This window comes from Corynebacterium nuruki S6-4, from assembly GCF_007970465.1.
GTDB lineage: Bacteria > Actinomycetota > Actinomycetes > Mycobacteriales > Mycobacteriaceae > Corynebacterium > Corynebacterium nuruki.
Genome location: NZ_CP042429.1, coordinates 901,674 through 917,776 on the forward strand (window position 1 = coordinate 901,674; position 16,103 = coordinate 917,776).

Below are 16,103 nucleotides of genomic sequence, written 5' to 3' on the forward strand. Positions count from 1 at the left end.
GTACACCGACGTCGTGGCGACGGATGACACCGGCACCGACGCACCCCCGCGCCGCCCGCCCCGGTACGCAAAAAGGGTCACAGGGCGGCTGCCCTGTGACCCCACCGCGGTCAACGACCGTCGCTCACTCGAAGCGGCGGCGGAAGCTGTCCTCCATCCGGGAGGCGAGGCCGCCTGACGCGTCCTTTCCCCGACCGGCCGTGGCGTTCCCGGTCCCGTTCCTCTTCCGGCGCGACGCTGAACCGCCCGACCGGAAGGCCAGCATGCCGCCGGCGAACATGACGAGGAAGCCGACGACCCCCAGCAGGACGAACCAGAGGCTCGTCTGCGAGAGCACCATTCCGGCGATCAGGATGCACAGACCCAGCAGCAGGACACCGATGGACCTGATGTTGAAGGACACGCCCTCGTTACCGACCTTGGCGGTACGGTCCGCCAGGCCCGGATCGTCCGCGATCAGCGCCTGCTCGATCTCCTCCAGCATGCGACGTTCCTGCTCTGACAGGGCCACGATCATCCTCCCCGTGGGGTCTCGGTTGGGTGGGTAACTTGCTCACCCTGTACAACGTCCGACGTCTCGTTTTCGTTCCCGGACCTGTCACGGGAGCTGCGGATGTCGTCTCCCGTTCATCCTACCCCAGCAACCGGAGAACCCCTCATGCCGCGTCTTCGCCGAGATAACCGGTACGGATCCTCACGGCATCGACAAAATCACAGGCCCGTGCGTAGATCCGGTCCGCCGCCTCCGGCGCAAGTCCGTGCTCGAGTCCCATCTCGACCCGGGCGACGTACCGTGCCTGTTCATCGAACTCGGCGGCCCACTCCGACATATCCGGGGACAACGTCCGCAACCGCACCCAGGCACTGCCGGACGGGAGCCGGCGGCGCTTCTTGCGCGCGGTCTGGATGACCGCCCCGGCCGCCCGCAACGCCGCACGGTACGCCCAGGTGATCCGGTCCTCGGGACGGTCCTCACTCCGGCTGCGCTCGAGCAGTCGCTCCGCCTCCTCGACGAATGCCGCCGGCGACGCCGATCCCTCCCGCGACCGGAGCCGTGCGACATTGCCCGCCGCGGCGTACCGCGCCGCCCCGTTCCGGCCTGCTGCCCTGTCCTGTGCCATGTCACCTGCTCCTTCCGGTTCTGACCCGGACACTACGACCGCCACCGGACACCGGCCGCACCTCCGACCGGTTTAATAGAACATGCGTTCTGTCGTGTGGAATACCGCCCCACCAGAGGTCGACCTTTGGCACGATGGAACTGTGCAGAACACCATCAGCGTCACAGCCGTCACCCCGCGGGACTTCCTCTTCCGGATCGACGACCTCGTCGACCTCCACCTCACCGCGATGGGCTATGACCGGGCGGCGTTCCATCAACGTCGCCTGCTGTGGAGTTCCAATGCCAGGAACCGCGGCTTCACCGGCGTCGTCGCCCTGGAACACCCCGACGGCACCACCCCGGACCCGGCGGACCCGTCCCAGCGGGTGGTCGGCGTCGCCTACGGCTTCCCCGGTTTCCGGACCTCCTGGTGGTACCGCGAGGTCCACCGCGGCCTCCGCGGCAGCGGGTTGGACGCCGGACAGGCCGGCGCCGTCCTCGCCGACTACGACGAGGTCTCCGAGGTCCATGTCCTCCCCGAGTTCCAGGGCCACCGCATCGGGCACCGCATGCTCGCGCAACTGCTTCCCCGGCTGACCTCGGCCACGGCCATGCTGTCGACTCCGGAGGTCCCCGACGAAGGTAACGCGGCCTGGGGACTCTACCGGGCACTGGGATTCCGCGACGTACTGCGGAACTTCCGCTTCACCTCGGACGACCGCCCCTTCGGCATCCTCGCCCGCCCCCGAGGGGACGTCCCGGACTGAGCCGGGACCGCTACCGGGCCCTGCCGGGCCCTATCGGGCACTGCCGGGCTCTACCGGACCATGTCCTGGCCGAGCTCCGGCCCCCACGCCGGTGCCATACCGAGGTTGTGGAGCACCTCCTGGGTGGCCCGGACGTTGTTCATCGTCACGAAGTGGATACCCGGCACCCCCTCCGCGATGAGCCGCTCGGCCATCGCTGAGGTGACCTCGATCCCCGCCCGGCGGACCGCCGCAGCGTTCTTCTCGCCGTCACCCGCGGCGGCGGTGAGCAGCGGCTCCACGACCGAGGACGGCAGCGTCCCCCCGGAGAGCTCCTGCTGACGTTCCAGAGAGCGCAGCGAGGTGATCGGCATGAGTTCGGCGATGATCGGCTTCGCACCGTGCACCGGATCGGCGGCGGCCAGCCGGTCACGCAGCCGCAGGTAGGAATCCACGTCGAAGAAGATCTGGGTGATCGAGTACGCCGCCCCGGCGCGCAGCTTGTCGATCGTGTAGCGGGTGTCGTCCTCGAGGGAGGCGGCGTGCGGGTGGCCCTCGGGGAAGGACGCGATACCGATCTCGAACTGCTCGCACTCCGGCATCGAGCGGACCAGTTCGATCAGCTCGACCGCATGGCTGAGCCCACCGGGTTCGGCGGTCCACTCACCGTTGATGTCGCCGGGCGGGTCCCCGCGCAGCGCCAGCAGGTTGGTCAGCCCCAGCGACGCGAACTCGCGCAGGATCCCCCGGAGTTCCTCCTCGGTGTGCTGGACCAGGGTGAGGTGCAGCAGGGTGGTGAGCGGCTTCGTGGCGAGCCGGGCGGCGACCCGCTCGGTGCGGGTCCTGCTGGATCCGCCCGCCCCGTAGGTCACGGACACGAAACTGGCCCCCAGGTCGTGGTAGGCCTCGGCGGCGTTCCACAGCCGCTGCTCGGCCGCATCGTCCCGGGGCGGCATGAACTCGACGGAGAACGGCACACGCCCCGGAGTACCCCACTTCAGGGTGTCGGTGACGGGGACCTGCATGCTGGGGGCGCCGGGAACAGAAGTCATACCGTGGAATCCTAACCTGTCCTCCTCACCGCCGGAGTGTCCCCCTACTATGGAGGCGATTCCCCGTCCCCGCCACCGGAAAGTGACCCCGATGCCAGAGAGCCTCCAGCTCAGTCCGCTGTCCGCCGTCCCCACCGAGGTGGACGCCGCCCTCGGCACGTTCTTCCGCGACCGTCACGCCGACTACGACGCGATCGACCCGGTCGTCGCCGACGGGATCGACGCCCTCGAGGAGTTCGTCACCGGCGGCGGCAAGCGGCTGCGGCCGGTCTTCACGTGGGCGGGCCTGCGCGCGGTGGTCGAATCCGGACGTGGCACCGGACTGCCGGGCACACCGGATCAGCTCATGACCGCCGCAGCCTCACTGGAGTTCATCCAGGCGTGCGCCCTCATCCACGACGACATCATCGACCACTCGGACACCCGCCGCGGCCACCCCACCACCCACCGGCGGTTCGCCGCCCGCCACCGTGCGGCCGGCTGGCCCGGTTCCGCCGAGGACTACGGCGAGAGCCTCGCCATCCTCGTCGGGGACCTCGCCTTCGCGTGGGCCGACGACATGCTGGCGGACGCCGGTCTCGACAGTGCCGCCCTGCAGCGTGCCCGGGAGCCCTGGCGGGCGATGCGCACCGAGGTCATCGGCGGACAGATGCTCGACATCGCCCTGGAGAACAGTCCCCTCGACGCCGCGCCGGATCCGGAGGCCGCATTGAAGGTCAACCGGTACAAGACGGCCGCCTACACCGTCGAGCGGCCCCTCCACCTCGGCGCCGCACTCGTCGGTGCGGACGCCGCGACCGTCGACCTGCTGCGCACCGCCGGCCGCGACATCGGACTGGCCTTCCAGCTCGAGGACGACTACCTGGGCGTCTTCGGGGATCCGGCGGTCACCGGCAAGGCCGCCGGCGACGACCTGCGGTCAGGTAAGCGCACGTTCCTGCTCGCCGGGGCGCTCGCCGCCGCCGACCGGGATGATCCGGCCGCGGCACGACGGCTGCGCGGCGGTGTCGGCACCGTCACCACCGACGCGGAGGTGGATGCCCTGCGGGACATCATCCTGACCTCCGGAGCGGTCGACCAGACCACCGACCTGGTCCGCACCCTCACCGACCGTGCGGTGGCCCTGCTGCGCGGCACCTTCGCCGGCACCCCCGTCCTCGACGAACTCATCGCCGTCGCCGAGAAGCTCACCGACCGCAGGAGCTGACATGACCGACGCCACTGTGTCCGACCCGCCCCACACCGGGTCTCCGGACGCCGCCGGGGCGCCGACCGGCGTCCCGTTCCGGCGCGCCGCCCGCCGTCTCCGCGACATGCCCCGGCGACGCGCCGTCGGCTGGGGACTCGCCGGCACGCTGGTCATGGCCCTGTGCTCCCATGCGGTCGGTGCCACCCGGTCACGAGGCGGCGTCCTGCAGTCACTCGGGATGACCAATCTGTCGTTCGGTCACATCGCCGGTATCCTCGAGGTCGTCCTCTGGATCGCGATCCTGGCGTTCATCGTCTCCTGGGCCGTCGTCGGCGGCCGGATCCTGCGGCGTGGTGAGCGGCTGGGCCGCGGCACCCTCGCCGCCTGGACACTCCCCTTCCTCATCGCGGGGCCGCTGATGAGCCGGGACGTCTATTCCTATCTCATGCAGGGCCAGCTTACCCGCGACGGTTTCAACCCCTACGACGTCGGCGCCTCCGCCGATCCGGGGCGGTTGTTCTACGAGGTGAGCCCGGACTGGCGGAACACCACCACCCCCTACGGCCCGCTGCACCTGTGGCTCGGCGAGGGGATCACGCGCATCAGCGGGGAGAACATCACCGTCGGCGTGTTCCTCTACAAACTCCTGTCGCTGGCCTCGTTCGCGGTGATGGTGTGGGCCGTCGCCCGGCTGGCCCGGGCGCTCGGGGCGAACCCCGATGTCGCCGTCTGGCTCGGCGTCGCCAACCCCGTGGTCGTCATCCACCTCGTCGCCGGGATGCACAACGAGGGCACCATGATGGCGCTCGTGCTGTGCGGGCTGCTCGCCGTCGTCCGGCTGCCGCTGATCCGCGGGGCAGTCGCCGGGAGCATCCTCATCGGTCTCGGGGTGGCGCTCAAGGCCACGGCCTTCATCGCCCTGCCGTTCCTGGTGTGGATCATCGTCGCGCGCTGGTGCGGCGGTAACCGGGCCAGCGGTGGCACGGCACTGGCCGACGCGACGGAGACCCTGCGGCGCCGTCCGTTCCGCACCCTGGTCCGGGACGCCTGGACCTTCTCCACCCGCAGGTTCCTCACCCTGGTCGTCGCCGGCGTCGGATCCCTGGCCGTGTCCCTGGCGACGGTCGCGGCCGTGACCTGGGCCAGCGGTCTGAGCTGGGGATGGATCGGCGAGATCAGCGGCAACAACAAGGTCATCAACCCGCTGTCCCTGCCCTCGACCCTGGCGGGCGTCCTGGACCGTCCGGTGGGCGTGTTCTCCGAGGACCTCCACTTCAACAACATCCTCGACGTGCTGCGGCCGGTGTCGGTGGCGGTCATGGTGCTGGTCATGGTCACCGCCTGGCTGCTGTGGCGCCGGTCGGCCCGGGACGCCATGGTCGGCGCCACCGTCGCCTACGCCGCCACCTGTGTCTTCAACTCCGTCGTCTTCCCCTGGTACTACAGCTCCCCCCTGGCGCTGCTCGGACTGTGGCTGCGGGACCCGCGCGGTGTGTTCACCGTCGCCTGGCTGTCGATGATCGCCGCCTTCACCTTCGGCGGCGGCGGCAACAACCGGCTCTACAACATCCCCTGGGTCATCGGCGTGGGACTGCTCATGTGGTGGATCGGCCGGAGCTGCTTCGCCGCAGGCTTCCGGACGCTGCCCGCCGGGGCCGCGCTGCCGACCGGCTCGACAGGCCCGACCAGCTCAGCCGGCTCAGCCGATGGCGAGGGCCTGGGCGCGGCGCATGACCTCACGGGCGAGGTGCCCGTGGAGGGCGTCGACGGGGCGTCCCGGCAGTGACTCGTCCTCGGTGAAGAGGTAGTCGAGGATCTCGTCATCCCGCCAGCCGCCGTCGGCGAGCAGGGCGATCACGCCCGGGACGAACCGGTTGATCTCACCGTGCCGCGCATCGCCGCCGAGGAAGCGGGCGGGGATGCGGCGCACGCCGTCCTGTTCGACGGCGATGAGGCGGTGCTGGTTGAGGTCGTCGAAGACCCGGGTCACCTGGACGCCGAGGCGTTCTGCCACGTCAGGGACGGTGAGGGTCTCTTCGCCGGCGGGGAGCCCGGACCGGTCCCCGGGGCCGCTGGTGCTGGTGTTGCTGTCGTTGTCGGTACTCACGGCTTCAACCTTATCCCGTCCTCCCCGTATAATCGCCCGGTACCCTCGGGGACGGGGACAACACCGACGAACACCGACCGGACAGAGAATCACAGGAGGCGAGGCGGCTACCGTGGCACCGCATCTTCAGGCAGGGGACCTCATCGACGGCAGGTACCGTGTCGGGGCGACCATCGCCCGGGGCGGAATGTCGACCGTGTACCACTGCGTGGACACCCGGCTGGACCGCGACATCGCCGCCAAGGTGATGGACCCCTCCCTGGCCGCCGACCCGGCGTCCCGGACCCGTTTCGAGCGGGAGGCGCGCGCCGTCGCCCAGCTCAACCACCCCTGCCTGGTCAACGTCTTCGACCAGGGGGTGGACCACCGTCCGACCGGGGACACGGTGTTCCTCATCATGGAACTGGTCCCCGGCGGCACCCTCCGGGAACTGCTGCGGGAACGCGGCGCCATGCCCCCGTACGCCGCCCTGGCGGTCATGGCCCCGGTCCTCGAGGCGCTCGCCCTCGCCCACGAGCACGGCATGGTGCACCGGGACGTCAAACCGGACAATGTCCTCATCCGGGAGGACCACCAGGTCAAACTCGCGGACTTCGGCCTGGTGCGCGCCGCCCACCGGCACCGCCGCACCGACGGTGGCCCCGTCCTCGGCACCGCCGCCTACCTCTCCCCCGAGCAGATCCGCGACGGCGCCGCCGGCCCCACCAGCGACGTCTACTCCGCCGGGATCCTGCTGTTCGAACTGCTCACCGGGGCTCCACCGTTCCGCGGCGCCACACCCGACGAGACCGCCCGGATGCGGCTGGACGCCGAGGTCCCCCCGCCGTCGTCACGGATCGCCGGAGTCCCCCCGGAACTCGATGAACTCGTCCATCGCGCAACCGCCCAGGATCCGGCGGACCGGTACGCCGACGGCGCGGAGTTCCTCGCCGCGGTGACCGAGACGCGGCGGACGCTCCGGCTGCCGGACTTCGCCGTCCCCGCACCGCGACTCTCCGCGGTCGGGCGGGCTCTCGCCGGGTCCGAGTTCGGCGACCGGCTCAGCTGGGACGACGACGCGATGTCGACCAGCTTCGTGGCCCCGGTACCGGAGACCACCGTCGTCGACCGGCAGCAGGCCGCCCACACCGCGCGGACCCGCTACCAGGAACAGCCGCCGGTTCCCCCGCAGCAGCAGGTACCCGCGGCACCCGCCCCGGCTCCTGTGCCCCGGGCGGGCGGTACCGGCGGCCCCGGCGGTGGTGTTCCGGCACCGCCGCTGACGAACCGGCGTCCCCTCGTCACCGTCATCTGGTCGGTGGTCGTCGTCGCCCTGGTCGCCGTCGTCGCCCTCGGCGCCTGGTGGCTGACCTCCGGCCGCTACGGCGAGATCCCCCAGGTCCTGGGCCGCGACGTCACCTCCGCCCGGTCCGCCGTCGAAGACGCCGGGTTCACCGCCACCGTCAACGAGGTCTGGTCCGACGACCAGCCGCAGCAGGCCGTCGCGGGGACCGACCCCGACGGCGGCTCCCGGGTGGTCCGCGGCAGTGACGTCGCCGTCCTCGTCTCCCGCGGCAGGCCCACCGTCCCGCAGCCCGGCCAGGCGGACACCCTCTCCGCCTACCAGGCCAAGCTCACCGACCGGACGCTCACCTGGCATGTCGGCGATGACGTCTGGTCGGACTCCGTGCCTGTCGGCGTCGTCGCCGAGACCGACCCGGCACCCGGCAACGCGGTCGCCACGGGCACGACGGTGACCCTGCACGTCAGCAAGGGCGCCCGGCCCGTCACCCTTCCGGACGTCACCGGCCAGTCCGAGGACCGGGCCCGCAGCACGCTCGAGGCCGCGGGTGTGAAGGTCGACGGCATCGACCGACGCTTCGACGACCGGACCGACGGCGGGGACGCCGTGGGCACCTCCCCCGCCGCCGGGGCCGAGGTACCGTCCGGGTCGGCGGTGCGGCTCATCATCTCCTCGGCCATCGAGGTCCCCGACGTCACCGGGAAGTCCGAGTCGAAGGCGCAGGACGCCCTGCGCAAGGCCGGTCTCAACCCGGTCATCGGGGAGGGGACGGACGCTGAGAGCAAGGTCGGTGCCGGCGACATAGCCACCCAGGAGCCGGCGGCGGGGACCCGGGTCGATCCGTCGCAGTCCACGACCGTGACGCTGCATCCCTCGACGGTCTCCCAGGTGCCGCTGGTCATCGGCAGCACCGTCAAGGAGGCGAAGAAGGCGCTGACGGACGCAGGGTACAAGGTCAAGGTGACCGGCAAGTCCAGCTCCGGTGCCCGGGTCGTCACCCAGTCCCCCGGTCCGCTGACCAGGAAGTCGAAGGGGACGACGGTCGAGATCCGCGGGATCTGACCGGGTAGCCGGGTGACCGGCAACTCCCCCCCCGTCCCGCGGTTTTTCACACCTGTCGACCGGAAGCAGCCGACTCCGCAGCGCTCTGACCTGCATGTCTCATGAAATGGGACACGGGCGAGGTGTGAAAAACCGCCCCGGCACGCTCATCGTGCCGGGGCGGTCTCCGTGGGGAACTACCAGGACTCCCCTAGTTGCGGAGCATCTCCGCGACCAGGAAGGACAGCTCCAGCGCCTGCTGGGTGTTCAGCCGCGGGTCCACCACCGTCGCGTAGCGCGAGGGCAGGTCGAGGTCCGTGATGTCCTGGGCGCCGCCGATGACCTCGGTGACGTCCTCCCCGGTGAACTCGATGTGCACACCACCGGGGTGGGTGCCGAGCGTCCGGTGCACCTCGAAGAAGCCCTGGACCTCGTCGATGATGCGGTCGAAGTCACGGGTCTTGTACCCGTTGGAGGACGTGTAGGTGTTTCCGTGCATGGGATCGCACTGCCAGATCACCTTGTGCCCGGTGGCCTCCACCGCCTCGACGATCGGCGGGAGCACCTCACGGATCTTGGAGTACCCCATCCGGCTGATCAGCGTCAGGCGGCCCGGCTCGTTGTGCGGGTCCAGCTTCTCGACGTAGGCGACGGCCTCCTCCGGCGTGGTCGTCGGCCCGATCTTCACACCCACCGGGTTGCCGACCAGGGCGGCGAAGGCGATGTGGAAGTCCTCGAGGCCACGGGTGCGCTCCCCGATCCAGATCTGGTGCGCGGAGAGGTTGTACAGCACGTCCTCGCCGCTCTCACCGTGCGCCAGCCGCAGCATGGCCCGCTCGTAGTCGCGGACCAGCGCCTCGTGGGAGCAGTAGATGTCCGCGGTCTGCAGCGTCGAGTCAGTGACCCCGCAGGCCTCCATGAACTCCAGACCCCGCTCGATCTCCTCGGCGAGTGCCTCGTAGCGGGCACCGGCCGGCGAGTTCGACACGAACTCCCGGTTCCACTCGTGCAGCTTCGCCAGGTCGGCCGTGCCCGACCGGGTCAGCGCGCGCACCAGGTTCATGGCCGCGGCCGAGTTGGCGTACGCCCGCACCATTCGGGACGGGTCGTGGCGGCGTGCCTCCTCGGTGGCCTCCACACCGTTGACGATGTCACCGCGGTAGTTCAGCAGACCGTTGGAATCGGTGTCGGCGGACCGGGGCTTGGCGTACTGGCCGGCGATACGGGCCATCTTCACCACGGGGGTCGAAGCGCCGTAGGTCAGGACCACGGCCATCTGGAGCAGCGTCTTGACGTTGCCGCGGATGTGCGGCTCCGTGTTGGTCTCGAAGGTCTCGGCGCAGTCGCCGCCCTGCAGCAGGAAGGCCTTGCCGAGTGCCACGTCGCGCAGTTCCGCGCGCAGCCGGCGGATCTCCGGGGCGACGACGATCGGGGGAACGGATTCGAGGATCTTCCGCACCCGGTCGGCATGCCCCTGGTCCCAGGACGGCTGCTGCTTGGCGTCGCGGGCGACCGCGTCCTGGAACTGTTCCTCCAGGACCCCCGGCAGCGGCGGCAGATCGGGGAGCTCGTCGAGAGGTGCGTCAATAGTCCAACCCATGCAGATCATCATACGAGATCTTTCGTCCAGGATGTGAACTGGGGCGTATCTACCGCCGGCGGGAGCGCAGCGCCTCCATCGACCGCCGGTACTTCACCACGTTGAAACGCGCATCCGCCAGCGCATCATGCGCATTCGCCGGCTCCTCCGGCAGGCGCGGACGCCCGGCGAAGTCCCACAGCTGCCGCAGTTCATGGGTGAACCGCGGCAGTTCCCGCGGCAGGCGGGTCATGTCCCCCCACAGCTGGGCGAGGGCCACATGGTCGTAGGCGCCGATCCACGCCCACAGTTCGGGCCGGTCCGCCGCCGCGACCCGGTCCCCCTGCCGGTGTCCGGGCAGCAGGAAGGAGTACAGGCGGTCGCGCAGCGTCGCCCGGTCCAGCCAGACCGGATCGGTCCGCGGCGGCAGCTGCGGCAGGACGTGCCGGCGCACCCAGGCACCCGCCCGGTGCTCGTTGAATTCGGACGAGACGGCGTAGAACTCCCGGCCGTCCTCGGCCACCACCCCGATGGACACGAGTTCGATCGTGGCCCCGTCCTCGATGAACTCCGTGTCATAGAAATAACGCATGACCCGACAGTCTAGTCGTCCCGGTGACCCGTCAGGTCGTCCTGTCCGTACATCTGACGCTCCAGTTCCCCGGCCAGCATCCCGGAGTACACGGTGGTGAGATGGTCGTCATCCCGGTACACCAGCACGTTGCCGACCACCCCGGGGCACCGTTGCGCCGTACACAGGGCATCGGTGAGGTCGATGTTCGTGGCCCGCAGTCCGGACGCCGGCCCGAAGGCCGCCAGCGCGGGATTCTGCGGCGCCAGCGTCTGTGCCCGGGCCGTGCCGCAGTCCTTGCCGGGGTCGGACTGCCGGTAGAAACCGTCGGCGACGCACAGCCGGGGGTCGATCTCGTTACCGTCGGAGTCCCGGATCCACGGAGTGTCCCGGACACTCCAGGTGTGGATCCCGGCCGCCGAGAAACTGCGGACCACGTCGACATAGCCCTGGGGCACGACATCCGGTCCCTCACCGGTGTCGGTCGTCGGCCGGGTGGTCGTCATGAACACCCCGTCGGTGGGCGGGTTGTCGAGGATGTACCGGCGGACGTTCTGGTCCCACTCGATACACTCCGGGTAGTCGTGGCCGTCCCATTTCATCTGGTCGGACGGGCCGAGCACGCAGCCCAGTTTGAGGATCGGCACGATCCGCAGGTGACGGTCCCGGCCGACGGCGTCCAGGGCGGGCAGCAGCTGCTCCGAGTGGGAGCCGCCCACGAGGTAGATGGTCCGCTTCGCCGCCGTATCACCGTAGGCGCAGGACTGGGCCGACGCGTTGAAGTCACGGGTACGGATCACGTCCGTGTCCTCGTAGCGTCCGACACAGCCGTCGGCCTGGGTCGCCGGCTGGGCGTCGCCCTCGAAGGACGGGTTGGGTCGGATCTCGACCCGGGTCGGCAACGGGACCTGCCGCAGCAGCGCGTCCGGTCCCGGATACCGTCCCGGGTCGATCGGCTGGGCCAGCAGTTCCGCCCGGCGGTGGTCGTCGGCCCGGCTCGCGGCAGGACCACTGGCCAGCACCAGTCCGGTGACGACGACCATGACGACCACGGCCACGGCGGGAACCACCCCGGCCCGCCGGTACCCCGACTGCAGGGCTGCCCACACATACGCCGGCGAGGTCAGCACCCGGGACCGGGCGGGCTTCCCGCGCTGCCGCAGCGGCGTCTCGATGTACCGTTCGGTCAGCCACGCCAGGCCCAGGGAGCCGACGATCACCGTGACACCCACGACGAGTCCGCCGACCATCCCGAGGCTCGCGGTGACACCGGAGGATCCGGCGACCTGGCCCCGGATGGTGCCCGAGTTGACGGTCCACAGGTACGTCGCCAGCACCAGCAGCGGCCAGTGCCACAGGTACAGGCTGTAGGAGATCCGCCCGAGCGTCTGGAACGGCCGGGACTGCAGCAGCCGGGTCACCCCGCGCCCGACCGCGGGATCACCCTCGGCGGCATCGCCGGCCACCGGATTCCCGGACAGGACGACAAGCGCGGCACCGGCCAACGGCACGAGGGTCCAGGGCCCGGGGAACTCCGCGGCCCCGTCGAGCAGGAGGCCGGTGCACACGATGAACAGCACACCCGCCACCCCGGCGGCCACCCGCAGCCGCTCGAGGGCCGCGGGCAGGGCCTTACCGAGCACCAGGATCCCGAAGAGTCCGCCGAGGCCGATCTCCCAGAACCGGCTGAGCGGGGAATAGTAGTTCCAGCTCTGGTCCACCTGGTGCAGCGCGACCGCGTAGCAGAAGCTGGCCACCGTCCCCGCCGCCAGCAGCCAGTACAGCAGGAGGGACGCCACCCGCTGGCGGCGTCCGGTCAGCACCGCGACCACGACGACCGCGACGAGTGAGGCGACGTAGATCTGCAGCTGCACGGACATCGACCAGATGTGCTGGAACACGCTCACGGAGCTGCTGATCGACGCGTACGCGGCCCCCACCTCGGCGAGGTGGATGTTCTGCCGGTAGAGCAGGGACGCCGCGGCGTCCTCCCCGACCCCGACCCACCGGGCCGCCGGGTAGGCGAGCAGGGCGATCGCCAGGGACACCGCAACCACCGTGACCAGCGCCGGGTAGAGCCGGCGGAAGATCCGCAGCACCGACTGCACCAGCGTGAGTCCGTGCCGGTTCAGCGCGTTGCGGATCTGCGGGCCGAAGAAGAACACGCCGCCGAGGAACAGGAACACGTCCACGCCCGAGGAGACCCGCCCGACGAAGACGTGGAAGACCACCACGAGCGCGATGGCCAGGCCCCGCAGCCCGTCGACGTCCCGGCGGTGCCCGCCCCGGCGGCTCCGGGCGGCAGGAGGCGTGTCTGTGTCTGTCATGGTGGGGACGATCTTATCGTGGCCGTCGACCGCATCCCCGGCAAAGGGCGACCTTTCCTCAGGGTTGTCCCCGGGCCGTGCACCGGCTGTAATACGCTGGCCTCCGTGGAACACACTCCCCCCGGGCGCCGGAGCGCCCGCCCCGTCATCGTCGCCGGCGCCGTCGTTCTGGTCATCGCGACCGTCTGTGCCGTCCTCCGGTTCTTCGTCAACACCGGCGGTGTGGTCTACCACATCGACTTCGACGTCTACCGGGCCGGCGGCCGGGCGGTCCTCGACAGCATCCCGCTCTACGAGGGCAGCTTCGCCGTCGGCGGGATCACGCTCCCGTTCACCTATCCCCCGCTGTCGGCACTCGCCTTCGTCCCGACCGCGGTGCTGCCCACCGATGTCGGGGCCGTGCTGTTCAACCTCGTCAGCCTCGCCGCACTCGCGGCGACCGTCGCCGTCGTCCTGCAGGCGGCGGCCCGTGAGGCCGGCCGGACGCTGTCCCGCCGCACCCTGTGGGCGGTCTCCTGTGCCGTGGTCCCGCTGGCGGTCTGGCTGTGGCCGGTGAACTCGACCCTCGGCTACGGGCAGATCAACGTCGTGCTCATGCTGCTCGTCGTCGCCGATCTCCTGCTGCCGCGGACCCCGTGGCCGCGCGGCATGCTCATCGGCCTCGCCGCCGCGCTGAAGCTCACCCCCGCGGTCTTCGGCCTGATGTTCCTGCTGCGCCGGCAGTGGCGTGAGGCCGCCACCTCGGTCGTCTCCGGCGTGGCGTTCTCCGCCCTGGCGTGGCTGATCCTGCCGGGCGACTCGCACCGGTACTGGACCGAGACCATCAGCGACCCGACCCGCATCGGCGGTCTGGCCTACTCCGCCAACCAGTCCTGGCGCGGCGTGGCCGCCCGGTTCACCGACGGCCCCGGCCAGGAACACCTCTGGCTCGTCCTCGCCGTCGTCACCGCGGTGGCGGTCATCGTGGTGATGCTGCGTCAGCTCGCGGTCGGCGCGGTCGCGGCGGCGGTGTGCACCAACAGCCTGCTCGGGCTGCTGGCCTCACCGGTGTCCTGGGCGCACCACTGGGTGTGGGTGCTCCCCATGCTCGTGATCCTCGGGGCCGCCTGGTGGTGGGGACGCCGTCCCGGCGCCCTCGCACTCTTCACGGTGATCCTGCTGCTGTCGACGGTCCTGGTATTCCACGTCTGGTACCCCTCCAAGGACAATGTGGAACTCGACTGGTCGCTGATCATGAAGGTGACCGGCGCGGAGTTCGTCGTCCTCGGCGTGATCTGGCTGGTGGCGGGGGCCGTGGCCCCCGCCCTCGCCCGCGCAGGTTCGTCTCAGAGACGGTAGCGCAGGAACCGCGGCCGCGGCTTCTCGCCGAGCACGAGCCCCGTCCCCGGTTCCGCCCCTGCCGGGTACCCCTCCCCGGCCTCGAGCGACTTCTTGACGTCGGCGGCGTACACGTCCTCGACGTACTCCTGCCCCGACAACGCCGCGAGTGCGCGCATCGTGTGGTCGGTCAGTGCCCGCGCCTGCGCGTGGGAGTCCCCGGCACCGGCGAAATCGGCCGGGTCGATCGGGTCACCGACGACGACGCCCACCCGGTAGGGACGCAGCAGCCAGGAGCCGGCGACATTCGCCTTCTGCGTGTCGATCATCGCGACCGGGTAGACGGGCACACCGGATTCCAGGGCCATCCGGGCCATGCCGGTCTTCCCCCGGTACAGCCGACCGTCCGGTGACCGCGTCCCCTCCGGGTACATGCCCAGCGGATCACCCTTGGCGAGCACGCCGAGGGCGGTGTGCAGGGCGGCGTCCTGCTGCGACTTGTCCTGGCGGTCGATGGGCACCTGCCCGACCGAGGAGAAGAACCACTTCTGGATCCCGCCGGCGAACCCGGGGGTGGTGAAGTACTCCTTCTTGGCCAGGAAGGTCAGCTGCCGCTTCGCCAGCAGCGGGAAATACAGCGAGTCCATCACCGACAGGTGGTTCGAGGCCAGGATGACCGGGCCGCTGGACGGGATCTTCTCCAACCCCCTCTGGTACGGCCGGTTGTACAGCCACAGCCACGGTCCGATCACGACATTCTTCAACCACCAGTAGGTGCGGTTACGCACGCGGAACTCCCTTTCTCTCGTCAGCACCGCTCCGCACCGTCCCTGCGGCGAGAAGCGCCACGCCGATCATACCGGCGTCCGCCCCGAGGACCCCCGTCGCCACCCGCGCGAGCGGCCGGTGCCCGGCGCCGACGACCTCCCCCGCCATCTCCTCGACGGCACGGTCGAGGAAGAGGTCGGCGTCCCGGCTCACACCGCCGCCGACGACGATGAGCTCCGGGTCGAGGATCTCCTGCACGCTGGCGAGACCACGGCCGAGCCACACCGCAAAATCGTCGATGACCTCCTCCGCCAGCGGGTCACCCCGGCGTGCCAGGCGCACGACGTGCCGGCCGGTGATCTCCTCGGGGGCGGAGTGGTAGTGCTCGGCCAGGGCACTGTCCGGGTGCCGGCCGGTGGCGATGAACTCCCGTGCAGTCAGCTCCAGGGCACTGCCGGAGCAGTAGCGCTCCAGGCAGCCGCGTTTCCCGCAGGGGCAGGCCCGGCCGCCGCGGACGACGGTGAGGTGCCCGAATTCCGGGGCGGTGCCGAAGGAGCCGCGGTAGATCGTCCCGTCAGTGATGAGTGCCCCGCCGATGCCGGTGCCCACCGCGAAGTACACCCAGGTGTCGGCGTTGCGCCCCGGGCCGAGGAGCTGCTCGCCCCAGGCCGCGGCGTTCGCGTCATGTTCGAGCACGACCGGCAGTCCCAGGCGCCGGGTGAGCCGGTCCCGGATCTCGATGTCCCGCCACGGCAGGTGCGGCGCGAAACGGACCCGGGACTGGTCGGCGGTGATGAAGGCGGCGACGGCCAGGCCGACCGCCGACACCTCGTTGCGCACCCGCAGCAGGGTCACGACGTGGTCGATGGCGGTCTCCAGGGCCGCCACCGAACTCGGTGTGGGGAGCTGTTCGATGTCGAGGATCTCGCCGGCCGGGCTCACCACCGCTGCCCGGAGGTTCGTCCCCCCGATATCGATGCCGATCGTGGCAGCCGTGGATTCCATCTCCGACATCTCTCCTC

General features: G+C 70.5%; 14 protein-coding genes. 5 read left to right on the forward strand and 9 right to left on the reverse strand.

Annotated features, from left to right (window positions below):
* Positions 1-124: 124 nt before the first annotated feature.
* Both FSW06_RS04085 and FSW06_RS04090 read right to left on the reverse strand, forming a co-directional pair.
* Complete coding sequence (locus tag FSW06_RS04085) at positions 125-517, reverse strand: DUF3040 domain-containing protein (protein ID WP_010122261.1); 393 nt, start codon at positions 515-517, stop codon at positions 125-127.
* A 139-nt stretch (positions 518-656) separates the two neighbouring features.
* Positions 657-1,121, reverse strand: coding sequence for an SAV_6107 family HEPN domain-containing protein (locus FSW06_RS04090; protein WP_010122263.1), 465 nt, complete (start codon positions 1,119-1,121; stop codon positions 657-659).
* Between the two features lie 142 nt (positions 1,122-1,263).
* Between FSW06_RS04090 and FSW06_RS04095 the strand changes: the two genes are divergently transcribed.
* Positions 1,264-1,869 carry a GNAT family N-acetyltransferase gene (locus FSW06_RS04095; RefSeq protein ID WP_010122264.1) on the forward strand — a complete coding sequence of 202 codons (606 nt, stop codon included), beginning with the start codon at positions 1,264-1,266 and terminating at the stop codon, positions 1,867-1,869.
* 50 nt (positions 1,870-1,919) lie between these two features.
* Here FSW06_RS04095 and FSW06_RS04100 read toward each other — a convergent pair whose 3' ends face one another.
* Positions 1,920-2,900: a methylenetetrahydrofolate reductase gene (locus FSW06_RS04100; RefSeq protein ID WP_029450194.1), complete on the reverse strand. Its 981-nt coding sequence runs from the start codon at positions 2,898-2,900 to the stop codon at positions 1,920-1,922.
* Between the two features lie 91 nt (positions 2,901-2,991).
* On the opposite strand from FSW06_RS04100, the gene FSW06_RS04105 reads away from it, so the two are divergent.
* Positions 2,992-4,107: a polyprenyl synthetase family protein gene (locus FSW06_RS04105; RefSeq protein WP_010122268.1), complete on the forward strand. Its 1,116-nt coding sequence runs from the start codon at positions 2,992-2,994 to the stop codon at positions 4,105-4,107.
* Position 4,108: 1 nt separating this feature from the next.
* Complete coding sequence (locus FSW06_RS04110) at positions 4,109-5,875, forward strand: alpha-(1->6)-mannopyranosyltransferase A (RefSeq protein ID WP_010122270.1); 1,767 nt, start codon at positions 4,109-4,111, stop codon at positions 5,873-5,875.
* Here FSW06_RS04110 and FSW06_RS04115 read toward each other — a convergent pair.
* Positions 5,789-6,196, reverse strand: a complete 408-nt coding sequence (locus tag FSW06_RS04115; protein WP_010122271.1) for an Rv2175c family DNA-binding protein — start codon at positions 6,194-6,196, stop codon at positions 5,789-5,791. The genes FSW06_RS04110 and FSW06_RS04115 overlap by 87 nt on opposite strands.
* 112 nt (positions 6,197-6,308) lie before the next feature.
* On the opposite strand from FSW06_RS04115, the gene pknB reads away from it, so the two are divergent.
* Positions 6,309-8,540, forward strand: coding sequence for a Stk1 family PASTA domain-containing Ser/Thr kinase (gene pknB / locus FSW06_RS04120; protein ID WP_010122272.1), 2,232 nt, complete (start codon positions 6,309-6,311; stop codon positions 8,538-8,540).
* A gap of 190 nt (positions 8,541-8,730) precedes the next feature.
* Here the strand turns inward: pknB and FSW06_RS04125 are convergent, their stop codons facing one another.
* From FSW06_RS04125 to FSW06_RS04135, 3 genes are read right to left on the reverse strand one after another with little or no spacing between them, the layout of a single operon-like run.
* Positions 8,731-10,119: a class II 3-deoxy-7-phosphoheptulonate synthase gene (locus tag FSW06_RS04125; protein ID WP_010122273.1), complete on the reverse strand. Its 1,389-nt coding sequence runs from the start codon at positions 10,117-10,119 to the stop codon at positions 8,731-8,733.
* A gap of 49 nt (positions 10,120-10,168) precedes the next feature.
* Positions 10,169-10,690, reverse strand: a complete 522-nt coding sequence (locus FSW06_RS04130) for a polyadenylate-specific 3'-exoribonuclease AS (protein ID WP_010122274.1) — start codon at positions 10,688-10,690, stop codon at positions 10,169-10,171.
* An 11-nt stretch (positions 10,691-10,701) separates the two neighbouring features.
* Entirely contained in the window at positions 10,702-12,996 is a 2,295-nt protein-coding gene (locus FSW06_RS04135) for an acyltransferase family protein (protein WP_010122275.1), read from the reverse strand.
* Between the two features lie 105 nt (positions 12,997-13,101).
* On the opposite strand from FSW06_RS04135, the gene FSW06_RS04140 reads away from it, so the two are divergent.
* On the forward strand, positions 13,102-14,334 hold the full coding sequence (locus tag FSW06_RS04140) for a glycosyltransferase 87 family protein (RefSeq protein WP_010122277.1): 1,233 nt from the start codon (positions 13,102-13,104) through the stop codon (positions 14,332-14,334).
* On the opposite strand, the gene FSW06_RS04145 is transcribed toward FSW06_RS04140, so the two are convergent.
* Together FSW06_RS04145 and FSW06_RS04150 are read right to left on the reverse strand one after the other, a co-directional pair.
* Positions 14,322-15,101, reverse strand: a complete 780-nt coding sequence (locus FSW06_RS04145; RefSeq protein ID WP_010122278.1) for a lysophospholipid acyltransferase family protein — start codon at positions 15,099-15,101, stop codon at positions 14,322-14,324. The two genes, FSW06_RS04140 and FSW06_RS04145, sit on opposite strands and share 13 nt — an antisense overlap.
* Complete coding sequence (locus tag FSW06_RS04150; protein WP_010122279.1) at positions 15,094-16,095, reverse strand: ROK family protein; 1,002 nt, start codon at positions 16,093-16,095, stop codon at positions 15,094-15,096. Before FSW06_RS04150 ends, FSW06_RS04145 begins: the two co-directional genes overlap by 8 nt.
* Positions 16,096-16,103 lie beyond the last annotated feature (8 nt).

Bases quoted from the DNA above. Each gene is read 5' to 3' on its own strand.
- FSW06_RS04125 (WP_010122273.1), bottom strand. From the start codon at position 10,119: ATGGGTTGGACTATTGACGCACCTCTCGACGAGCTCCCCGATCTGCCG.
- FSW06_RS04100 (WP_029450194.1), bottom strand. From the start codon at position 2,900: ATGACTTCTGTTCCCGGCGCCCCCAGCATGCAGGTCCCCGTCACCGAC.
- FSW06_RS04135 (WP_010122275.1), bottom strand. From the start codon at position 12,996: ATGACAGACACAGACACGCCTCCTGCCGCCCGGAGCCGCCGGGGCGGG.
- FSW06_RS04150 (WP_010122279.1), bottom strand. From the start codon at position 16,095: ATGTCGGAGATGGAATCCACGGCTGCCACGATCGGCATCGATATCGGG.
- FSW06_RS04130 (WP_010122274.1), bottom strand. From the start codon at position 10,690: ATGCGTTATTTCTATGACACGGAGTTCATCGAGGACGGGGCCACGATC.
- FSW06_RS04105 (WP_010122268.1), top strand. From the start codon at position 2,992: ATGCCAGAGAGCCTCCAGCTCAGTCCGCTGTCCGCCGTCCCCACCGAG.
- FSW06_RS04090 (WP_010122263.1), bottom strand. From the start codon at position 1,121: ATGGCACAGGACAGGGCAGCAGGCCGGAACGGGGCGGCGCGGTACGCC.
- FSW06_RS04110 (WP_010122270.1), top strand. From the start codon at position 4,109: ATGACCGACGCCACTGTGTCCGACCCGCCCCACACCGGGTCTCCGGAC.
- FSW06_RS04085 (WP_010122261.1), bottom strand. From the start codon at position 517: ATGATCGTGGCCCTGTCAGAGCAGGAACGTCGCATGCTGGAGGAGATC.